The sequence below is a fragment of the Colwellia marinimaniae genome (assembly GCF_002207865.1).
GTDB classification, from domain to species: Bacteria; Pseudomonadota; Gammaproteobacteria; order Enterobacterales; family Alteromonadaceae; genus Colwellia; species Colwellia marinimaniae.
In genome coordinates this window covers 100,536-119,744 of record NZ_BDQM01000011.1, presented here as the reverse complement: position 1 = coordinate 119,744, position 19,209 = coordinate 100,536, and the positions used below count along the sequence as shown (strand labels likewise).

The 19,209-nt window shown below is 39.9% G+C and carries 15 protein-coding genes; 4 read left to right on the top strand and 11 right to left on the bottom strand.

From position 1 onward, the window contains the following. Positions 1 to 250 precede the first annotated feature (250 nt). Together MTCD1_RS08875 and MTCD1_RS08870 are read left to right on the top strand one after the other, a co-directional pair. Positions 251 to 1,630, top strand: a complete 1,380-nt coding sequence (locus MTCD1_RS08875) for an NAD(P)/FAD-dependent oxidoreductase (RefSeq protein WP_057180175.1) — start codon at positions 251 to 253, stop codon at positions 1,628 to 1,630. 272 nt (positions 1,631 to 1,902) lie between these two features. Next, on the top strand, positions 1,903 to 3,135 hold the full coding sequence (locus MTCD1_RS08870; protein WP_057180174.1) for a M24 family metallopeptidase: 1,233 nt from the start codon (positions 1,903 to 1,905) through the stop codon (positions 3,133 to 3,135). Positions 3,136 to 3,477: 342 nt separating this feature from the next. On the opposite strand, the gene MTCD1_RS08865 is transcribed toward MTCD1_RS08870, so the two are convergent. The 3 genes from MTCD1_RS08865 to MTCD1_RS08860 all read right to left on the bottom strand — a co-directional run bounded on the left by MTCD1_RS08865 (position 3,478) and on the right by MTCD1_RS08860 (position 4,470). Further along, positions 3,478 to 3,732, bottom strand: coding sequence for a hypothetical protein (locus tag MTCD1_RS08865; protein WP_057180173.1), 255 nt, complete (start codon positions 3,730 to 3,732; stop codon positions 3,478 to 3,480). 193 nt (positions 3,733 to 3,925) lie between these two features. Further along, positions 3,926 to 4,081: a hypothetical protein gene (locus tag MTCD1_RS21470; RefSeq protein WP_197410254.1), complete on the bottom strand. Its 156-nt coding sequence runs from the start codon at positions 4,079 to 4,081 to the stop codon at positions 3,926 to 3,928. Between the two features lie 122 nt (positions 4,082 to 4,203). Beyond that, positions 4,204 to 4,470 (bottom strand): hypothetical protein, encoded by a 267-nt coding sequence (locus MTCD1_RS08860; protein WP_057180172.1) that lies wholly within the window; start codon positions 4,468 to 4,470, stop codon positions 4,204 to 4,206. A gap of 328 nt (positions 4,471 to 4,798) precedes the next feature. Here MTCD1_RS08860 and MTCD1_RS21730 point away from each other — a divergent pair, with 328 nt between their 5' ends. Both MTCD1_RS21730 and MTCD1_RS08855 read left to right on the top strand, forming a co-directional pair. Beyond that, positions 4,799 to 5,056 carry a hypothetical protein gene (locus tag MTCD1_RS21730; RefSeq protein ID WP_057180171.1) on the top strand — a complete coding sequence of 86 codons (258 nt, stop codon included), beginning with the start codon at positions 4,799 to 4,801 and terminating at the stop codon, positions 5,054 to 5,056. Next, positions 5,053 to 6,708 (top strand): hypothetical protein, encoded by a 1,656-nt coding sequence (locus tag MTCD1_RS08855; protein ID WP_057180170.1) that lies wholly within the window; start codon positions 5,053 to 5,055, stop codon positions 6,706 to 6,708. Before MTCD1_RS21730 ends, MTCD1_RS08855 begins: the two co-directional genes overlap by 4 nt. Positions 6,709 to 7,085: 377 nt before the next feature. Here the strand turns inward: MTCD1_RS08855 and MTCD1_RS08850 are convergent, their stop codons facing one another. The 8 genes from MTCD1_RS08850 to MTCD1_RS08815 form a co-directional block, all read right to left on the bottom strand. Then, positions 7,086 to 9,557 carry a PKD domain-containing protein gene (locus MTCD1_RS08850; RefSeq protein ID WP_057180169.1) on the bottom strand — a complete coding sequence of 824 codons (2,472 nt, stop codon included), beginning with the start codon at positions 9,555 to 9,557 and terminating at the stop codon, positions 7,086 to 7,088. 536 nt (positions 9,558 to 10,093) lie between these two features. Next, a complete protein-coding gene (locus tag MTCD1_RS08845) occupies positions 10,094 to 10,423 on the bottom strand; it encodes a VF530 family protein (protein ID WP_057180168.1) in 330 nt (109 codons plus the stop codon). 422 nt (positions 10,424 to 10,845) lie between these two features. Further along, positions 10,846 to 11,796: a bifunctional Delta(1)-pyrroline-2-carboxylate/Delta(1)-piperideine-2-carboxylate reductase gene (gene lhpI / locus MTCD1_RS08840; protein WP_057180167.1), complete on the bottom strand. Its 951-nt coding sequence runs from the start codon at positions 11,794 to 11,796 to the stop codon at positions 10,846 to 10,848. A 246-nt stretch (positions 11,797 to 12,042) separates the two neighbouring features. Then, positions 12,043 to 13,173 (bottom strand): M24 family metallopeptidase, encoded by a 1,131-nt coding sequence (locus MTCD1_RS08835; protein ID WP_057180166.1) that lies wholly within the window; start codon positions 13,171 to 13,173, stop codon positions 12,043 to 12,045. A 56-nt stretch (positions 13,174 to 13,229) separates the two neighbouring features. Beyond that, the gene (locus tag MTCD1_RS08830; protein WP_057180165.1) at positions 13,230 to 14,309 is read right to left on the bottom strand and encodes a proline racemase family protein; all 1,080 of its coding nucleotides are present in this window, start codon (positions 14,307 to 14,309) and stop codon (positions 13,230 to 13,232) included. A gap of 91 nt (positions 14,310 to 14,400) precedes the next feature. Next, positions 14,401 to 16,203, bottom strand: coding sequence for an MFS transporter (locus tag MTCD1_RS08825; protein ID WP_057180164.1), 1,803 nt, complete (start codon positions 16,201 to 16,203; stop codon positions 14,401 to 14,403). A 262-nt stretch (positions 16,204 to 16,465) separates the two neighbouring features. Beyond that, positions 16,466 to 17,998, bottom strand: a complete 1,533-nt coding sequence (locus MTCD1_RS08820; protein WP_057180163.1) for an aldehyde dehydrogenase (NADP(+)) — start codon at positions 17,996 to 17,998, stop codon at positions 16,466 to 16,468. A gap of 140 nt (positions 17,999 to 18,138) precedes the next feature. Then, positions 18,139 to 19,152: a 4-hydroxyproline epimerase gene (locus tag MTCD1_RS08815; protein ID WP_057180162.1), complete on the bottom strand. Its 1,014-nt coding sequence runs from the start codon at positions 19,150 to 19,152 to the stop codon at positions 18,139 to 18,141. Between the last annotated feature and the right edge of the window lie 57 nt (positions 19,153 to 19,209).

The following is a 19,209-nucleotide window of genomic DNA, read 5'->3' as shown; positions in this document are numbered from 1 at the left end:
CATGCTTGTGATGCTCGCTCTTATCACATCAGCAACATCTTCCTTTAAATCAGTGTGTTACATTATAGACAACAGTGTTCTACAACAGAGCCTAAAGTTTAGTGGTGAATGTTAGCTCACTATATTCACAAAATACTGGGACAATTACAGTAAAATCACGGTAAAAGAATAAACTTTAACAACTTTATACTGATTTTAGCGAATGAGTTGTTTAAAATCCTCTAGCTGAAAAGTCTACTTAGGATGAAAAATGTACGATCCTCTTCTTGATGAATCAATTGGTGCTAATGCGCCCTACCCTAACAGTTATTGGGCTGACGTCACAGCGGCTAATACCTTAGGAAATGCACCAGCAGATGATGGTCAGTTAAATAAAGATATTGAGGTAGATGTTGCCATTATCGGTGCCGGTTATACCGGCTTATCAACGGCGCTGCACTTAGCACGTGAGCACGGTATCAAAGCCACGGTCTTAGAAGCAAACCGAACGGCTTGGGGGGCCAGTGGCCGTAATGCTGGCTTTATTTTAAAGTCCTCTGGCCGAAAACCCTACGCCCGCATGCAATCGCAATGGGGGGAAGAGGTTATGCGTGGCATTTACCAAGAAATGTGTGCGGGTGTTGATACCGTCAAAAGTTTAATTAGCGAGGGCATTGATTGCGATCCACAAGACAGTGGCTATATTCGCGTGGCCCACAAGCCAAGTATGCTAAAAGATTTAATCGAGACGGCAGCTTTGCAAAAAAAGATGTTTGGCTATGATATCCAAGTATTAACACGTGAGCAGTTACACCAGGATTATATGGCAGATCATAATGCTTATGGCGCAATTCGTTATCAAGATGGTTTTGGGCTTAATCCACTAAAACTGGCTTGGGGTTATCAAAAGCTTGCCAGAGAGGCCGGTGTCAGCATTTATTGTGACAGTCCAGTGGGAAATTGGCAGCAAGAGACATCCCATAAAACGGGTCAACAAAGCCAAACCCTGCAAATATTGCATACGCCAAACGGCATTGTCAAAGCTAAAAAGGTGGTTATAGCCACGAATGGTTATTCAGCCAAGAATTTTCACCCCTTAATTAAGAGCAAAACATTACCCGTTTTATCACAAATAATTGTTACTCAGCCGTTATCAGCTGAGCAACTGGCCGCGTGTAATTTTTTAACCAGCAATGTCATCATGGATACACGCGCATTGAAATATTACTATCGCAAGTTACCTGATAATCGTATTTTATTTGGCGGTCGTGGGGCAATAACCGGTAAAAATGCTGCCGACCCCTACTACGCCAAACGCTTACTTGCGGTATTGAAAACAAGTTTTCCCGCTCTCAACTCCTTACGTTACGATTATGCCTGGTCAGGATGGTTGTGTATGTCGTTAGATGACATGCCCCATGTTTATCAAAATGAACAGCGCACTGTTTTTTATGCCATGGGTTATTGTGGTAGTGGCGTGTCTTTCTCTGTACAAGCAGGTAAACGTTTGGCGCAAAAAGTTGCTGGGGTGACAGTACCCAATTTACCCATTTACCAAACCCCGTTAACAACATTTCCCTTCGCGCCATTCAGACGTGTTGGTCAATGGGGTTATTTTCAGTACGGTAAAGTCAAAGATCGCTGGTTTTAAACGATTATCTATTTTTAAAACGAGGTTAATCGTTATCGCAGCCTGCCGGTAAGTCTGTTAATTTTCGCTAAATGAGCAATTAATTAATCCATTTACTCTAAATGAAATATTAGCATGCAGTGTCAGCACGACCGAGAAATAGCCTAGATTAACACTTGTCTCAGTGAAAATATTGTATACAATATACCTATGAATTTATTACTGTGCCGCTCAGCTAAGTGCTGAGTAAACACACCTCACATAAAGTTAATTATTTTTGAAGGAAATATAAAATGTCCATTGGTATTGGTGGCTCTACAGCTGAAATAGAATTAAATAAATTAACCGATATGACCACTGATATCACGCCTATCTCATTAGGTGAATATCAACAGCGTATTGCTAAAGCGCAACAGCTAATGCGTGCACAAAACATTAGCGCCTTATATATTAATGCTGGCACTAATTTAAGCTATTTTACTGGCACTGCTTGGTACTCATCTGAGCGCTTAGTCGGCGCAATATTACCTGCAGAAGGTAATTTAGTGTATATCGCCCCTTGGTTCGAAGTAAGTACACTATCTGGCTTTATGCAGATTGAGGCACAAGTCGCTAGCTGGCATGAACATGAGTCACCGTATCAACTTGTTATGGAGGTACTGAAGAAAAACAACTGTGCCCAAGGAACCCTTGCCATTGATGAATCAACAGCATTTTTCGCGGTTGATGGCATGATGAATGCTGCAAAAGATCAAAACATCTCGTTAACGTTCACTAGCAGTAAAAGTATCACCGCCGGTTGTAGAATGATCAAGTCTGCCAGCGAAATTGCCTTATTGCAACGCGCTAAAGACATGACTATGGTAGTACATCGCGCCGTAGCCAAAATATTAACCCTTGGCATCACTACCGCACAAGTCACTGACTTTATCAACAAAGCGCATATAAAATTAGGCGCCCCTAAGGGTTCCTCTTTTTGTATTGTTTTATTTGGCCAAGATACCGCCTACCCACATGGGGTAAAAGAGCCTAAAACCCTCGATGCTAATGATATGGTGTTAATCGATACTGGCTGCTTAGTTCAGGGCTATAATTCGGATATAACCCGCAGTTATGTTTTTGGTGAAGCCAGTGAAAAACAACGTACGGTGTGGTTACATGAAAAAACAGCGCAAGCGCAGGGCTTTGCTGCGGCCAAAATAGCGTCCCCTTGTGAAACAGTCGATATTGCTGCTCGCAACTACCTTGAAACACAAGGTTATGGCCCAGATTATCAAGTACCAGGACTGCCACATCGTACTGGCCATGGCGTTGGTTTAGACATTCATGAATGGCCATATTTAGTCAGAGGTGATAAAACCCCCTTGGCTGCAGGCATGTGTTTTTCTAATGAGCCTATGCTGTGTCTTTATGGCGAGTTTGGTGTGCGTTTAGAAGATCACTTCTACATGACTGAATCTGGACCAAAATGGTTTAGTGAGCCGGCTCACTCTATTGATGACCCTTTTGGCTATGAAGCTAACTAACCTTAACGGCAACTATTCTCTGCTTGGCGTCGCGGTGACAACAGCGCCGCGACAAACCATTTAAATTAACTCTGAAGTACCTTTTACGGGCAAGGTACTCAGTAGTTAATTTGATAGTTTAATTAATGACTAATGTGAATAGGCTACAACCAATGAGATTTAAGTTTCCTAGGTAATATTCACTAATACCACAACGCGGTCATTAGGTGGTTGGCACTTAAAGCTAATTTGGATTAGATTTTGTATTAATAACGCCACAGCTCAGCTGCAAAAAAATTAGCAGCCATTTTGCCTGGAAGCTTTTATTATCAGATTGCAGCGCCTTGTTCTGCGCTTAATTACTTAAGTCATGACACCTGGGCGGTAGGGTTTATTGTCTCGAATCCCTTGTTGCGACCGCTTCATATTCGAAAGCTTAACCTTTTTGGCTATTAAGCCTCGCTTTTCTGAGTAGCATTCAAACTCAACAGTAGCACCAACTTTTAAAAAAGCACAATTAACAAGATCGGCTTTACGTACTATTATATCTGGGCCGTTGCCGTTATCCAGAAATCCAGATTCTTTATCCCGGAACCATTTTTTGACTACAGTTTGCAATACAACACTCCTAATTTAACTTGCTTACTAAATTTATTAATTGCTAGTACCCCCCTGAAAAATGAGTAGATACACGATTCCACTAACTTACGCTCTCTATTGTTTTGGTTAAAAACATAACCCTATCAACATCCGTTCACTACTTGGATGTCGGCATAGTTGCACCTTTATGTGAGCACAGTAGACTACATAATTATAGGGATGTATTTTGATCATCCGCTAATAGTGGCTCATCTGATGGGAGTTCTTCACTAGCCTTTTCTAATTTTTTCAGGCGTTTTTCCTCTTTCTTTTTCTTCTTCGCGAGTTCCCTCTGCTTCTTCTCATAGTTGTAATTTGTTTTCGCCATTTGAATACTCTTGAATTAATTTAGGGGTGTATTTTATTGCTAATAATCTAGCTTTGCTAATGGGCTGTTTTAGGGCTAGGCCCCACTTAAAATCGTCTCGCTTGAGCAAGTTGTAAACTTTTCTATAAATCTAAATTTCGTGTCAAAACTTCCGCTGATTTAATAATAAGCTTTGTACGATGAAGCTCCGGATGTTTTTCTTCGTCAGTGTACCCAACTGGATTGCCAGTTCCCGTATTAACAAACCAAGAGTTTTCAGGCCTGCGCTTACCTAACAGTTTCTTTAGCTCCTTCGGTGTAACACCCAACGCTTTCGCAGCAGCATTGTATGTGCAGCGAGTCTTAACTGTCTGCAGGTAATCAACTACCAAGGTGACTTTTTCTTTCATTACGATACGTCCTTAGAAAGTTAAGAGGCAACAATACCTTTTTACTAACACATCATCAATAGCTTATAAGTTTGTATTTTTTAATTATCCGTTGAAAGGCGAGGTTTTTCCTTATTTTTTAAGGAAATACTGTTATTTAATGCCAAGCACATTTTTATAATTAAACATTATAAAAAGTATGCAATTGTTGTTGATGATTTTCGTCCATTTAACCTGGTGAATTCAATGGATCGCAGCAACATACTGGCTAAATCTTATTTTTGAAAATTAAAGTATGTAGCGTTATTGCCGATATATATTTAACCTGGGGTTACGATTAAGGACAATCATGATTAATAAGGTATTAAACAGCCCATTTGACTTAAAAACATCCCTTGCCCTAGCAGTCAATGAGCAATCCTATACACTCACCGATGAACTTAAAGATATTGCGCCAGAAATGGTGCCAGAACTCTTCAGCCAGTTTGATCAAGAAAGAGTAGCACAATTACTTCATCAACAATTTACCGCACTCATCATGGTATCAAGTAGTTCGACAGTCTTGGGTTACCAATATTCAGACACAGAATTAGCCTACGCACCGTGATAAGCAGTCAACAAGAAGGTTTACTCAACAATGAAAACAGCGATGAGCTAATGAAACGTTTGAATAAATCGGTAAAAGACATTCACGGAGCTTACGCCAATACTAGTGATATATTAGCTAGTTTAGGGCAACTGGGTTACGAGCAAAAATCATTTTTAGCCTCAAGTGAACAGCGCGTTGAACGAGCACTGGGCTCTTATATGGAAAGCATCAATCGAACAGATAATGAAGATAACGATAACTACAGTTTTGAACTATCAGTAAAGACTAAGCAAGGCGATATTATCAATATCATCTTTAATTCATCGCAAGGATATGATGAAAGCACGGGGCAAACAGTCGATGGTTTTACTCTCAGCTATCAAGTTGAGGGTGACTTGTCAGAAGCTGAACATCAGGCACTAACCGAGGTATTGGCGGGGATTGGACAAATGGCAGATGAATTTTTCAAGGTCAGCCAAAACTCATACAGTAACTATGTTCCAGCTGGTCAAGCCGATTTTAATCTAGATTTTTTGGCTGATTTTAATCATCAACAGTTATCTGGTTTTGATGTGTCTTTTTCGACTACTGAAAATCAACAATTTGGCTCCTCAGAAAATAATCTCGATCTAAGTTACCACATTGATCAGGAGTCAAACCAACAAGCGCTTATATTTAACTCTCAAGCGGGTGTTAATGAAATAGATTTCTCGTTAGATATGTCTACTTTTGGCGGTAAAGACGTAAAGCAAATACAGCAATACCTAGCCACCTTAGATAAAAACATTGAAGATAGCCGTTACCATAGTAAAGGTGACAATAAAACCTCAGCATTTGGTAAAAAAGACGATTTAAAAATGCAACAAGGCTTTGCTATTTTTAAAGGCGCTTTTGCGAGTATGTCATTGGCAGCGCAGCGTTATAGCAATATAGAGTCAATCGCTGCTCAACAATTCACTGATGGCCGAGCGATGGTCGCAGAGTTAGTCGATAACATGATCAGCAATGATCCTCGCTATCAAGGGCTTGGCAGCGAAACAAATAATAGCTTGGGTGCTGGGATTTCTAAATTAGCAGATTTTGACGCGAAATTTTCATTTTCGAAAGAGCCACTAGGCCGAGGTCTACGCCCTAAAATCAGTATTGAGTTAGCGCAAGTAACTCAGCAACACAAATCAGGAAAATTAACGGGGATAAGCCAAAGTAAAACGCTAGCTACTCATTTCGATTATCAGCTTACTCGGCCTGATTACTATGACAAAACAGAAAGCTACAACATTGCTACTGCCGTCAAAAATCAAGCATTGCTTGGACTTGATCAACAACACCAAGTGGATGTTAGTAAAGAAACTTATCAATTTAACCCTAAAACCAATCAATATGAACTGCAAATGGCATTTAATGAAAAGATAGCGAGTGAGAGCAACATTCGTCTAATTAATGATATTTGGCTTGAAAACACCGAAAGTAGCCATACTATGGATAAAAAAGAGCGTATCGCTAACGAAGGATCACCTGAAGATTTTAAGCGAACAAACCACCATTCTCATAAAAAACTCATGACGTTAATTGGTGATTTAGATAAGTTAGCCGAAAATAAACACCTTAAACGTCAGTATCTTACTGCATTGGATGAGGTGAATTTTTTTATGGATAGTAATACTAAATAAGCGCTAACTTCCCTTGTTAGTGATTAGAAAGCATAAGGTAATTATTAATGCTAACGTCGGCAATTACCACAAAACCGACCTAATTTAGAGGTGAATTTACTACAATAAATAGTCTGCTTCGCCACCATTGCGGTCGCTCACGTATTTGTATTGGCATGACTTCAAAAGTCCGCATTGCAGACACTAGGGGCTGTTATGCTAACGTCAGCTTCACTAATAAAGCAGACGTTAGCTATCGGTCGTTCTTTAGAACTTCTGCTCGCTAGAAGCTGACATCATATGTAGCACTTTTCCGTAACCAAGATTAGTTGCTATGACTATTAAAAATATAAAGCCAAGTCATTTTTAAATGACTTGGCTATTTTAGTTTAAATAACTTATTGGTTAATTTTTACTGGGTGGTCAGCTAATTTATGGAAAACTCTAGGACTGAAGTCAATCTCGTTAATTCCTCCATCATATAAGTCAGCCCAAAAAAAATGATGCTTATGTAATATCCCTATTTTTTCCTCTTCTAAGGTTATTAACTCCCATGTTCTTTCATGATATTTGACCCAGTAAATACCATCATCTTCTCGATGATCCTCATCACTATCAGAAGTGTCTTTATGCATAATTCTAGAAATAACTAGATTACCATCACGAATCTCCCAACGACCATACTGCCGATAAACTTCATCTTCGGTTATTTGTCCGTCATTATTATCATCATTAGTTGAAATCGTATTAGCATCGCCATTTTCCAATAACTCCCAGTAGAAATGGTTTAATGGTTCTGTTTCAGGGTAAGCCCATATTCCGGTGACTTGACTAGCCTCCCAAACTAATTCAGTAGTCACTATTTTCCCATGGCTTACTTTGTTTTTTTCTGGGCTTGTTATTGATTCAAGTGCGAATTGGTCTAAGCCATCATTAGCTTCAATTTTTGTGTAAGATGATATTGTTTGTACTTGTTCACTATCGGTTTGATAGATTTTTAAGTAACCATCTGTTAATACCCATGCTATTGATTGCTCTAAAATACTTGCATATCCAGTACCATCGCTATACAAAGAGAATTTGTCAATTTTCACCGTTACTGTATCAGTACCACTGTTCGTCTCTTGCTCCACTACAGGTAGGTAAGCTATAGTTGCCCCGACATTTGTTATAGGTAGTTCAACACCGCTCATTAAGCCATATGATATTTCAGCGTTGCTTTCCATCTGATCGTCTAAGTTAAAGCTAGGATTATTGACTTTATCATCTTCTAAAAATACGATTTTATCGATTGATTCAACAAAAAGACCTAATTTATTTTCATTTAACGTTAATACTGTCAAATGAAATGATTCAGGATACCGCATCGCTTGAAATTGTCTTGTATTTCCTTCGTTTGATGTAGCGTTAACGTAAGTATATGTGCCTTCTTGGTTAATAAAACTAGCATTAATCAAGTTACTTGTTTGAGTCCAAGTGAACGTATTTCCCTTTAACTCACCCGTACCGTCATTATTAAAATAATAAATAGGATTATCAGTCAAAGCACGGGAGTTAAGTTCATAGAAATAAATTTTTTCTGGAACAATAAACTCAATTGCCTCAATCAGCTTATCATCAGCCATCATCTCAGATTGAGCTTGCGTAAACTCTTCCGTTCCTGACACTAAAGCAACATACTGTCGGCTTAGTTCTTCATTCAAAACCAGCTGCAAAGTATTTTCAACACCCTCTGGCAAGGACAGTTCTGGATTGTCGATAGACTTATCGATTGCAACTTTAATAGCTGTTGCTAAGTGAATAACATCGGCGATATCTAGCGCTTTAGATAAGGCATTAAATATTTCCGGAGTAGAAACTTCAATTCCTTTATTGGCTTTTGTAATTAAGGCGTAGTGAGCCGTAGTAATATTGGTAACATTAGTTGCAAAATTTTCATCAGAGGTCAGAACCCCATCACTAGCGGCTTGTTCAATAATATCTTGGGTAGAGCCTAAAATAGAAACCAATTTAGCATTGATTTGATTGGCTACGCCTTGAGAAATTATCTTAACCAGTTTATTTTCATCAGAATTATCTATTTTAATGTCAACTGAATATTCACCGTTTTCATCAGTGATAGGGGTAACAGGTAATTGTAACTCACCAATATAAATAGACGTAGCAGCATTGATAATAGGTGAGTCAGTCACAAATCCATTGATAGTTAATGGAGTGTAAATCTGTGATATATCAAGGCTAGTAACAGCTGTTGCCATGTCACCATCAGTATCAGTTATAGTTAAAGATAAAGATAATTGAACATCATCAAAAATATTGGAAGGTGTGACAGTTAAATTACCACTCTCATCTTCAGATATTCCTATATTATCGTTATTATCAAAGCTCCATGCGTAATCGACTATTTCATCTGAAAAGCTATTAATTATCGGAGATATAACAATAGAACTAATTTCATCCACAGAATAGCTATCAGCTAATGCAAGTGTAGGGACTATATTATTAACAGTAATAGTTGCATTGCCTGTCGCACTTAAACCTCCGTCATCAACGACGATTAAATTAATGCTAAAAGAATCAATGTCAACACTGATGCTAGGTGCTGTAAAGCTAATGGTAGAAGAAGTCTCACCTGAAAGTTCAATAGGGTATTTGCTATTTATATTCCATAGATAGGATGCAATTGAACCATCATCAGTTACAGAAGCTGTTAAGGTTATTAGAGCATTTTCGTTTACAGTAATGTTATCGATGGAGACTGTTGGTGCTTTATTTACTGCTTGAATTTCGTTTTGTTTATCACTACCACCACATGCCGAAATAGCAGAGGTTAACATAGATAAAATAAATAGTTTTTTCATTAAAATCATAGACTAAACCACTTTAATTATTTAAGGGTTAATCATATAAGATTATATTTCCACTATCAATAAAATAAGCAACAAATGATTTTTAAGCTGATATCTAGCTACCAAGGACTATCTCGTATCTAAGTGATCCATTGGAGGGGTGATTTTGAGCAACGATTAACGATTTGCTAGCTTCCGCTAAGCGCACCAAGTTGCCATTAAACCTATGGAGGTTTGTGCCCCAAAGCACCGTAGAAGTATGAAATAGGCACATGATCTAAACATCCAATATAGGTTTATTCAGACTGAAAGGACTATAATGCGCACTTTGAAGTCATCCCAATGCAACTTCGCGACTGACGGCAATGGTGGCTTAGTTCACATAGAGGCTAAATGACTTATTGGTAAAAAGTCATCATCAAAAGCTTAAAGTTTTATCTATGGGGAACGTCAGCTATCGGGAAACTGCTAGAGGAATGTGATTGTTAAGCCATGTCCGCTGTAGATCAAAACATACTAAAATTTTCAAATATTAATGTCTTCAGTGTGGCATAAATCTATTTTTTTTTCGATGTTGGCCAAACAAAGGCAGCGGGCTTGGTGGAAGTCGTTTCTGCTACTGCTGTATTCTGGGCGAGTATCCCCCTGATTAATTTCCCCGTTTCTTTATGCTTACTACAAAATGTTTTTAGGTATAAAATTTCAACTCTACTGCGTGCCCAAGGGGTTGTACGCAGAAATTTCAAACTTGATTTAAGACGCGGTTTATTGGTGAAACAACGAATATTAAGTAACTCACCCATCTTATCCCAACCAATTTTTTTCTCCAGTTCAATTAGAATCTGTTCAAGTTTCACGCCGTGTAGCGGGTCATTACTTTTATTCATAATCTACCTAAAATCAAAAATAGCATTGTAACAAGTTTCCTAAATATTGACAGACTTATGCGTTTAACTCACGTAAAAGTGCACCAATAACTTTATGGAAAAGCTAATATCCTCAGTGATAATATTGGTAAAATCTAATAGAAATAATGTCACTTAACTCCCTTAGCCGCACAACTTCTAACTAAGTATAAATTTTATGCATTAACAGTCGATTAATATAAAGCAGTACATTGACCAAAACCGTTGACGGCCCTCCCCCTCCCTACTATTGAGATAATCCCATGACTTAGGTTACTCACATAAGTTAACAGCATAATTTTTTAAAACAAAAAGGCGCGACCTCTAATCAAGGTGGCGCCTTCTTACATAGTATTACTAGCATTAAAAACAATACTAGTAAAATAGATACATGGTTTAATAAACTAGTCTGCTAATTTCTCTACCACGCGATGTGCGGCAACTAAGTCACTTATAGCCGTACCGACTGACTTAAACAGTGTTATTTCATCTGCTGATTGTCTTAATATCTTTGGCTCTTTACACATATCAGCCAATTCACCAACAATGTCTTCTTTATTAAAGACACCTTCTGCCATAGGTATCAGTAATTCACCGGCTTCATTTAAGGTATTGATTAAGCTATCAACAAAGACGCGCGCGCGCGTTACCGTTGCTGTATCGCACTCACGCGCATCAGTCATGTGATTACCTAAACAATCGATATGTGTGCCAGCACTAACAAGATTGCCATCAAATAATGGCGTTTTAGCGCCTGTGGCGCAGCAAATGATATCAGCACTCGCTACTTCCATATCAACATCAACACTGGCGGTAAAAGTAACGCCTGGATAAAGCGCACTAAATTTGCCAAGCAAGTCATTCACTTTTGCGCTATTACGTCCCCAAAGGGTTACTTGCTTAATATCTCGCACAGTCAAATGCGCCTTGATTAAATAACTCGCTAAGTTGCCAGTACCAAATAACATTAAATGTCGACTGTTTTCTCTAGAAAGTAGCTGGCTAGCTAAGGCAGAAATTGCCGCGGTGCGCCAATAAGTAACACTGGTGCCATCAACAAGCGCCAGCGGCTCACCTGTTTGGCGTTTGAATAACATGATTTTAGAAAACAAGCCCGGTAAGTCATGTTTCTCTGCATTATTTGGGAAATAGGTGAACATTTTATTACCAATAACTTTTTCATTCCATGAGGGTAATAAGGCAAATGCATCATGATTATCACTTTCTTCTGGCGCGAGCGCATGAACCTGACGTTGAGGCATGCTAAATGGACGACTGAAACTATGTTTAAGTAAGGGAATCAATTCGTTAAAATTTAGATGTTGGTGAACTTGTTCTGCGCTAATAATTTTCATGGTGATCTCGTATGCTCTGTTAATGCTTTAAAAAAATGATTCTGTCGTTACCCTGAACTCGGGATTAGCTGTAAACGTCATCTTCGATGTTTCTGATCGAAGATGCACAGCCACTTAGACACTGGCTCCAGGACAATAAGCTCCATGCATTGTCTAATAAGTGCCATCCATGGCACGTCCGATAAAAACACCACGGGGCTGGCGAATCTGAGCCATATGCATAGGCACGTGCAATAATTTATGGTGCTACAGCTCAATCAGGCCTCTAGGTGACTTGGTAAGAATTTTTAAACCATCGTCAGTTAATACCACATCATCTTCAATGCGCACACCACCCCAACCAGGAATATAAATACCTGGCTCTATGGTAATAACGCAACCCTTTTCAATGGCTATATGGCAATCAGGGCCGATAAAAGGTTGCTCATGTAAAACTAAACCGACGCCATGGCCTAAGCCCTCACCGACGTATTCTTTATATTCACTGTTAAGTAATATATTGGCCGATTGCTGATAAAGATGACTACCTAAGACGCCGGAAACTACTTCATCAATTGCCGCTTGTTGCGCGGATTGTACTAGTTGATAGACATGTTTTTGTTCTGCGCTCGCCTGACCAAACACAAAAGTACGTGTCATATCAGAGCGATAACCGTTAACTACAGCACCAAAGTCAATTAAGATGAGATCGCCAAATTTTAATTGTCTATCTCCTGGTACACCATGGGGCAAAGCACTACGCTCACCAAATAATAAAATGGTGGCAAAAGACACTTGCTCTGAGCCAAGTAACGCCATTTGATGATCAAGTTCAATGGCCAATTCACGCTCGGTAACGCCAACTTTAACCGAGTTAAGCATGGTTGCTAGTGCCGTATCGGCTATTTTAGCGGCTTGCTGCATGAACGCTATTTCACTGCTCGATTTGATAAATCGTAATTCTTCAACCGCGCCACTTAACGGCGATATTTGGCTCAGTTTAGTTAATTGATTGACCTGCTGATGAATTTCTTGCCATTGCATCACGCTAATATGGTCACTTTCAAATGAGAGGCTCTGACAATCATCTTGGAAGAGCAGATCTTCAATTAATGACGCTAAGCTTTGATTGGCTCTATCGCGGCAAATGACCTTAAAGTCGCTTGCTTCTACTTTAGCTTGCTCAAAATAACGGTAATCGGTCAGTAAATAATTCCCCTTACTGGTTAATAATAGGGTTGCCGCATGGCCGGTAAAGGTAGAAAGGTAGCTGATATTAATATCACTAAAGATCAGCATGGCACTGTAAGGCTTGTTCAGTACTTTATCTCGTAATTTACCTAGTGATGTACCTAGTGATGTACCTAGTGATGTACCTAGTGATGTAGTTAAGTTCATAATAATCCTTAAAATTTAGACTGTACTTTTTATTTACTCTATTTTTAAACTATCGCTTATCTTAATAAAAAACCATATTTCAATGGATCTTGTGCATTAATAAGCCACTGCGCTTTACCACAAATATAGGCGTCACCGGTTACCTCAGGAATCACCGCGGTAAAACCAGCAAAGGTGAGCGTCTCAATAACACGGACACTAAATGAGCTGGCTAAAATACTTTCAATGGTAATGGCTTCATTTACCGCGACTTGCTGATTAGCATGATGTAAGGCGATGCGACCACTAACACCGCTACCTGTAGGGCTTCGGTCTAATTCACCATCAGCAAAGATACAAACATTGCGAGAATGCACCCCAGCATTCGGTGAGTCATCAATAAAAATAACGCCATATAAAAAGCTCAGTTCAGCGGTTGTTGGATGATTAATGGCTAACTCTGGCGCTGACGATTCAATAATGGCTTGTTTAATTCTCTGGCCATAATCAATGAGCTTTTTTTGCTGCTCAGGAACAAGTGATAAACCCAGGGGGGCTGCCTGCACATAAGCATAAAAAGCGCCGCCGTAGGCAATATCAAACTGAACCATGCCAATACCATCAACCTCTATTTGTTGATTTTTGGCATAAACAAATGAAGGTACACATTGAAAACTTACTTTTGTCACTACGTCATTCTGGCTGTAAGCTAATGCATGAATCTGACCACAAGGTACATCGATAATAACCTTAGTGACATCACCTGTTCTGGCAACTACGCCAGACTCAACCGCGGTTTTGGTTAACGCTATAACCGCATGGCCACACATGGTGCTATAACCTTCGTTATGAATAAAAATCGCACCAAAATGGCTATCTTCTCGCTCGGCATCGGTGATAATGGCGCCATACATATCCGCATGACCGCGTGGTTCAAACATTAATGCTCGGCGCAACTCATCATAGTTTTCTTTGCAATCATCTCTTTTCGCTAAGATAGTGTCGCCTTTGAGGGCCGGAAAACCGCTAGTAACAATACGTAATGGCTCACCGCCGGTATGACACTCAAGGGTGTTAATGGTTAAAAAACTTTCTTGCTCACTTTTAGGTTGCCACTGCTCAAATTTTTCAGCCGCTTGTGCGATGTTCTTGGTCATTGCTTGTACTCTTTAAATATCTATTTGCTTGTCTTTATTTTACTAGCGGCTGTTAATCTTTCGAGCACAACAGCCGCTTATAGCTATGTCATTAAGCTGTTGATGTTGATTGTTCAGCTGACGGCTCTTTTTGTGCTAACTGTTGCTGCTTGATATCGCTAACAAAGTGCTTATTAAAGAGATAAAAAGCCAAGCAGGTAACAAAACCTAAGCAGGCAATTATGGCCCACATCAGTTCCGGTTTATTTAACTCTACGGCGAAGTAGCTATATAACCAGCCAGAGAGTAAACCAGCAAATAAGCTACCTAATGCCATAGAAACAAAGTAATAGCCCATAAACATGGCGGCTTTGTCTTTAGGGGCAAAAGAGGCGACATATTCTTGGCTCTTCGGTGTTGCGGTCATTTCACCGACAGCAAAAACAATTACTGAACAACTCACCAATAGGCCGCCAAAAATGACACCGTGAGCAAAACCTTGCATTAACATCGACAGGGATAAAATAGCCGTACCAACAATAAGGGCTGGTAGCGGGCTAAATTTATCAATAAAACGACTGATTAAAATTTGAAAAATAATAATCATCAGAAAATCTAAACTTAAGATAGTCGCAGGATTAACTTGACGATATTTGTCTGACCATTGCTCAGCAACTGTTTGACTCAACCCCTGAGCACTTGTGATGTCGTTGGCATTGATTGACAACGCAATTTGTCCAAAGCTATTAAGAATTTCTTGCTCAGGAATACGAACATCTAGCGCAGCCATTGTGCTAGTGATCTCTTTTAGCGCAGCTTGAGCTTGCAAGGCATCAATATCATTAAACTTGCCAGCCAAACGCATAATTTCACTACTTAAGGTATCAATATTCACTGAAGTTAAAACATCATGTACCCAAGGGCTAACGGTATATAGTAATGAAACCAAATCTGAAGTATCAACAAAGTCACGAATATAAACCGGCAAGGTTATAAATATTTGAAAATATACTGTCCAAAATCCCGACAGTATTAATAAGTACGCCATAAACGGTTTATTGCCTATGGTCATTTTTTGCAAATACCATGGCAGTACACCTTGTTGGCTTGGTTTAGTGAGCAACTTAGCCACCGAAAGGTCCCAAATAATGGCGCCAACAATTAATAATACCGTGGCAATTAAGGTAAATTCACCGCCGATATAACCCGCATAGAAGGCCACAAGTATGATCAACAAAGGCACTACTAATAAGGCGAGACGCATATTGCCTAATACTTGCTGCATTTCATGAAAAACTTGCTTTAAGGGTTTATTTTTACCATGACGCTCAGGCTCTTTATAGAAAAATAACGCCGGGATAAAGTTTACTGATATCCAAATACAGGCAAAAACAAACACCGCTTGCCAACCATAATTTTTTTGAATAATGGGCGCCAATAACGGCCCTAAAAAACCACCGACATTGACCATCATATAGAAAATACCAAAACCTAAGCCTCGGTTAGTATCATCGGTTGTTCGGCTAATGGTTGCGGTTACCACAGGTTTGAAAATACCTGCGCCTAGTGCTATCAACATAAATATGCTCATAAAACTGCCCAGATCTTTAGCGTAACCTAAAAAGTAATAACCCGGCGCCATCAGGGTAAAAGACAGTAAAAACATTTTGCGATAACCAAATCGGTCGGCTAGTGCGCCTGACACCACAGGGAAAAGATAAAGAAAGAAAGGCACCACCCCCATAATCAAGCCACGCTCAGTATTACCTAAGCCTAGACCACCTTGAGTGGTGGGGGTCATGATATAACTGGCGAGCAAGGTATACATACCATACCAAGCAAGTCGCTCGAATATTTCCATGGTATTGGCAACGTAAAAGGCTTGCTGAAAAGGACTTCGTTTGGTCTGGCTCACTATCTTATCCACCATTTTTATTATTGAAGGTTTTTTATTATTAAAGGTTTTTTATTATTAATTATTGATTATTGCTTGTTAACCACATTAGTCCTGTTGATTTTCGCAACGCTAAACATTGCATAAATCAATAGAATTAATGTTGAACGTAATATTTACAGTGAAATTATTTACAGTGAAATTTAAAGTCATATTAAAAGTTAAAATTAAAGATAGAAAAAAACCAAGTACATTATGTACTTGGTTTTAAAGTTAACTTTAGTTAGTCTTTTAACAAGGCCGGTAACAACTCTGTCGGCATGTTTTGATAACAGATAGGACGTCTAAAGCGGGTAATGGCTTCACTGCCCACAGACGTAGTTCTGATATTAGTTGATGCTGGGAATGGTCCACCGTGGTTCATTGAGGCACATACTTCAACACCGGTAGGCATTTGATTGTAAATCAAGCGGCCAACTTTATGGGCAAGGCTAAGACTTAGCTCTTTCGAGGTAGCTAAATCACTGTCTAAGCCATGAATACTTGCGGTTAAGTTACCTTTAAGTAGGCTAACGAACTGCATCATTTCAGCTATATCAGCACAGCGAACAACTAAAGCGCTAAAACCAAAAACTTCTTCTTGTAGTAATGGTGTTTTAGCAAAGGTAGCTAGGTCGGTAGCAAATAATGACGCTGAACACTCTTGCTCATTACCTGTTTTACCTGTTGATAATAAGCTAACACCGCTAAGTGCTTTGCGCTCAGCAACGGCAGCATTATAGCTAGCACACATTGCTGGCGTTAACATAACACCCGCTGCTTGCTGCGCTAACGCTTCGCTAGCTGAAGTGATAAAGGTTTGGTAACTTTCACTTTCTTCACTGCCTACTACAACCCAAACGCCCGGGCTGGTACAAAACTGGCCTTGGCCCATCATTAATGAAGCAACTAAGCCTTGTGCAATTTCAGCGCCGTCTTGAGCAACTTTATTAGGCATAATAAATTGTGGGTTAATGCTACCTAGCTCACCATAAAATGGGATAGGCTCAGGGCGTTGATGAATTTGCGCTTGTAAAATCATACCGACACGTTCAGAGCCAGTAAAACCAACTGCTTTAACTAATGGATGACTAACAATTTGCGTAGCGATGGCATAGTTTTTACCTTGGATAAGGGAAAATATACCGCGATCTAAGTCACAGCTTTCAATCGCTTTCAATATTGCTCTGGCTACCAATTCAGCCGTGGCAGGATGTGCCGCGTGTGCTTTCATTACCACAGGACAACCTGCCGCTAGCGCAGAGGCGGTATCACCACCAGCAGTAGAAAAGGCAAGCGGGAAATTACTTGCCGCAAAAACACCAACTACACCTAGAGGTAAATAACCTAAACGAGTATCAGGTTTTGGTAACGGTTGACGATCGTTATTAGCCTGCTCAATAACACATTGATACTCTCCTGCTTCCAATAGATCAGCAAACAGTGCCAGTTGACCAATGGTTCTGCCGCGTTCGCCTTGAATACGCATTGCCGGTAGACCTGTTTCAGCACAAGCGGTATCAACTAATTCGTCACCTAGGGCAAGAATTTCCGCACCAATCGCGCGTAAAAAAGCAGCGCGTTTTGTTGCACTTAACTGGCTATAAGAAGTGAAAGCGTCATTGGCACGTTCGATGGCAGTATTTACTTCAAGCTCAGTCGCATCAGCAAATTCAATATCAATCGCCTTATGAGTTTGGGCATTAAATGCTTTAAAGCCACCTTCAGTTTTGCCTGACCATTCGCCAGCAATTAAATTTTGTCCTGATATTGTCATCTTCTTACTCACTTATGTTGCTAGGTGCCCTTATCAAATAAGCACACTGGGTATAATTTGGGTTTTAACGAAGGGACTCGTTATCCCTTCATCAGAAATTTTACTAACTCGTTATGACTGAGTTATTCATCTTAGGTATGCTACTTAACACTAAAACCAAAAGCATAAGGGTCATCGTCATCGATGGTAATACAGTTTTTACCAAATACTTTTGCCCAGCCTTCAATGCTCGGCATAATGGCAGTGATGGTCTTACCTGAGGCATTTAGCTCAACTACGCTTTCAATCTTGCCGGTAAATTGGCTACCAATATAGCTTTCATGTACAAAGGTATCGCCAACAGCTAATTCACCTTTGGCAAATAACTGCGCCATTCTCGCACTGGTACCAGTGCCACATGGCGAGCGATCAATGGCTTTATCACCATAAAATACTGCATTGGCGGCATCTGAGCCTGGGGTTTGCGGCTGCCCGGTCCACAAAACGTGACTGACGCCATTAACACTGGCATCTTCTGGGTGCACGCAGTCAAGGGATTTTCCTGCGATTTCACGTACTATCGGGCTCCACTTCAATATATCTGCCGCGCTCCATTGGTCGATACCGGGAAAGTTTTCTTGTGGTTCGACAATGACATAAAAATTGCCACCGTAAGATACATCAACAATTAACTGACCTAAACCTGGAATATCGAGGGTGATATCGCGATGTGCTAGGTAAGCGGCAACATTAAATATTTTAACGCTAGAGACCTTGCCATTATTTTCTTGATACTCAATAGCAATCTGACCGGCGGGAACATCTATAATAAGTTTCCCTGGGGTTTTCGGGGTAATAAGACCATTTTCTAAGCCCGCGGTAATAGTGCCGATAGTGCCATGACCACACATAGGTAAGCAGCCCGAGGTTTCAATAAATAAAATGGCCGCATCCGCATTATCACTACAAGGTGGATACAAAAATGCACCTGACATCATATCGTGGCCACGCGGTTCAAACATCAAGCCTTTACGGATCCAATCAAAACGTTCAATAAAATCCAGACGCTTTTCACTCATGGTGTCACCCACTAAGTTGGGATGACCACTGGTCACCAACCGAACCGGATTACCGCAGGTGTGTGCGTCAATACAAAAAAATGTACCTTTAACCATATTGTCCCCAATAATAATTCCTTTTTAACTGACTAAAGGGAAGTACGGAAATTAAAT

Excerpts from the sequence above, each read along its gene's own strand:
- MTCD1_RS08845 (WP_057180168.1), bottom strand. The coding sequence starts at position 10,423 with ATGAATAAAAGTAATGACCCGCTACACGGCGTGAAACTTGAACAGATT.
- MTCD1_RS21470 (WP_197410254.1), bottom strand. The coding sequence starts at position 4,081 with ATGGCGAAAACAAATTACAACTATGAGAAGAAGCAGAGGGAACTCGCG.
- MTCD1_RS08850 (WP_057180169.1), bottom strand. The coding sequence starts at position 9,557 with ATGATTTTAATGAAAAAACTATTTATTTTATCTATGTTAACCTCTGCT.
- MTCD1_RS21730 (WP_057180171.1), top strand. The coding sequence starts at position 4,799 with ATGATTAATAAGGTATTAAACAGCCCATTTGACTTAAAAACATCCCTT.
- MTCD1_RS08860 (WP_057180172.1), bottom strand. The coding sequence starts at position 4,470 with ATGAAAGAAAAAGTCACCTTGGTAGTTGATTACCTGCAGACAGTTAAG.
- MTCD1_RS08815 (WP_057180162.1), bottom strand. The coding sequence starts at position 19,152 with ATGGTTAAAGGTACATTTTTTTGTATTGACGCACACACCTGCGGTAAT.
- MTCD1_RS08820 (WP_057180163.1), bottom strand. The coding sequence starts at position 17,998 with ATGACAATATCAGGACAAAATTTAATTGCTGGCGAATGGTCAGGCAAA.
- MTCD1_RS08830 (WP_057180165.1), bottom strand. The coding sequence starts at position 14,309 with ATGACCAAGAACATCGCACAAGCGGCTGAAAAATTTGAGCAGTGGCAA.
- MTCD1_RS08835 (WP_057180166.1), bottom strand. The coding sequence starts at position 13,173 with ATGAACTTAACTACATCACTAGGTACATCACTAGGTACATCACTAGGT.
- lhpI (WP_057180167.1), bottom strand. The coding sequence starts at position 11,796 with ATGAAAATTATTAGCGCAGAACAAGTTCACCAACATCTAAATTTTAAC.
- MTCD1_RS08875 (WP_057180175.1), top strand. The coding sequence starts at position 251 with ATGTACGATCCTCTTCTTGATGAATCAATTGGTGCTAATGCGCCCTAC.
- MTCD1_RS08870 (WP_057180174.1), top strand. The coding sequence starts at position 1,903 with ATGTCCATTGGTATTGGTGGCTCTACAGCTGAAATAGAATTAAATAAA.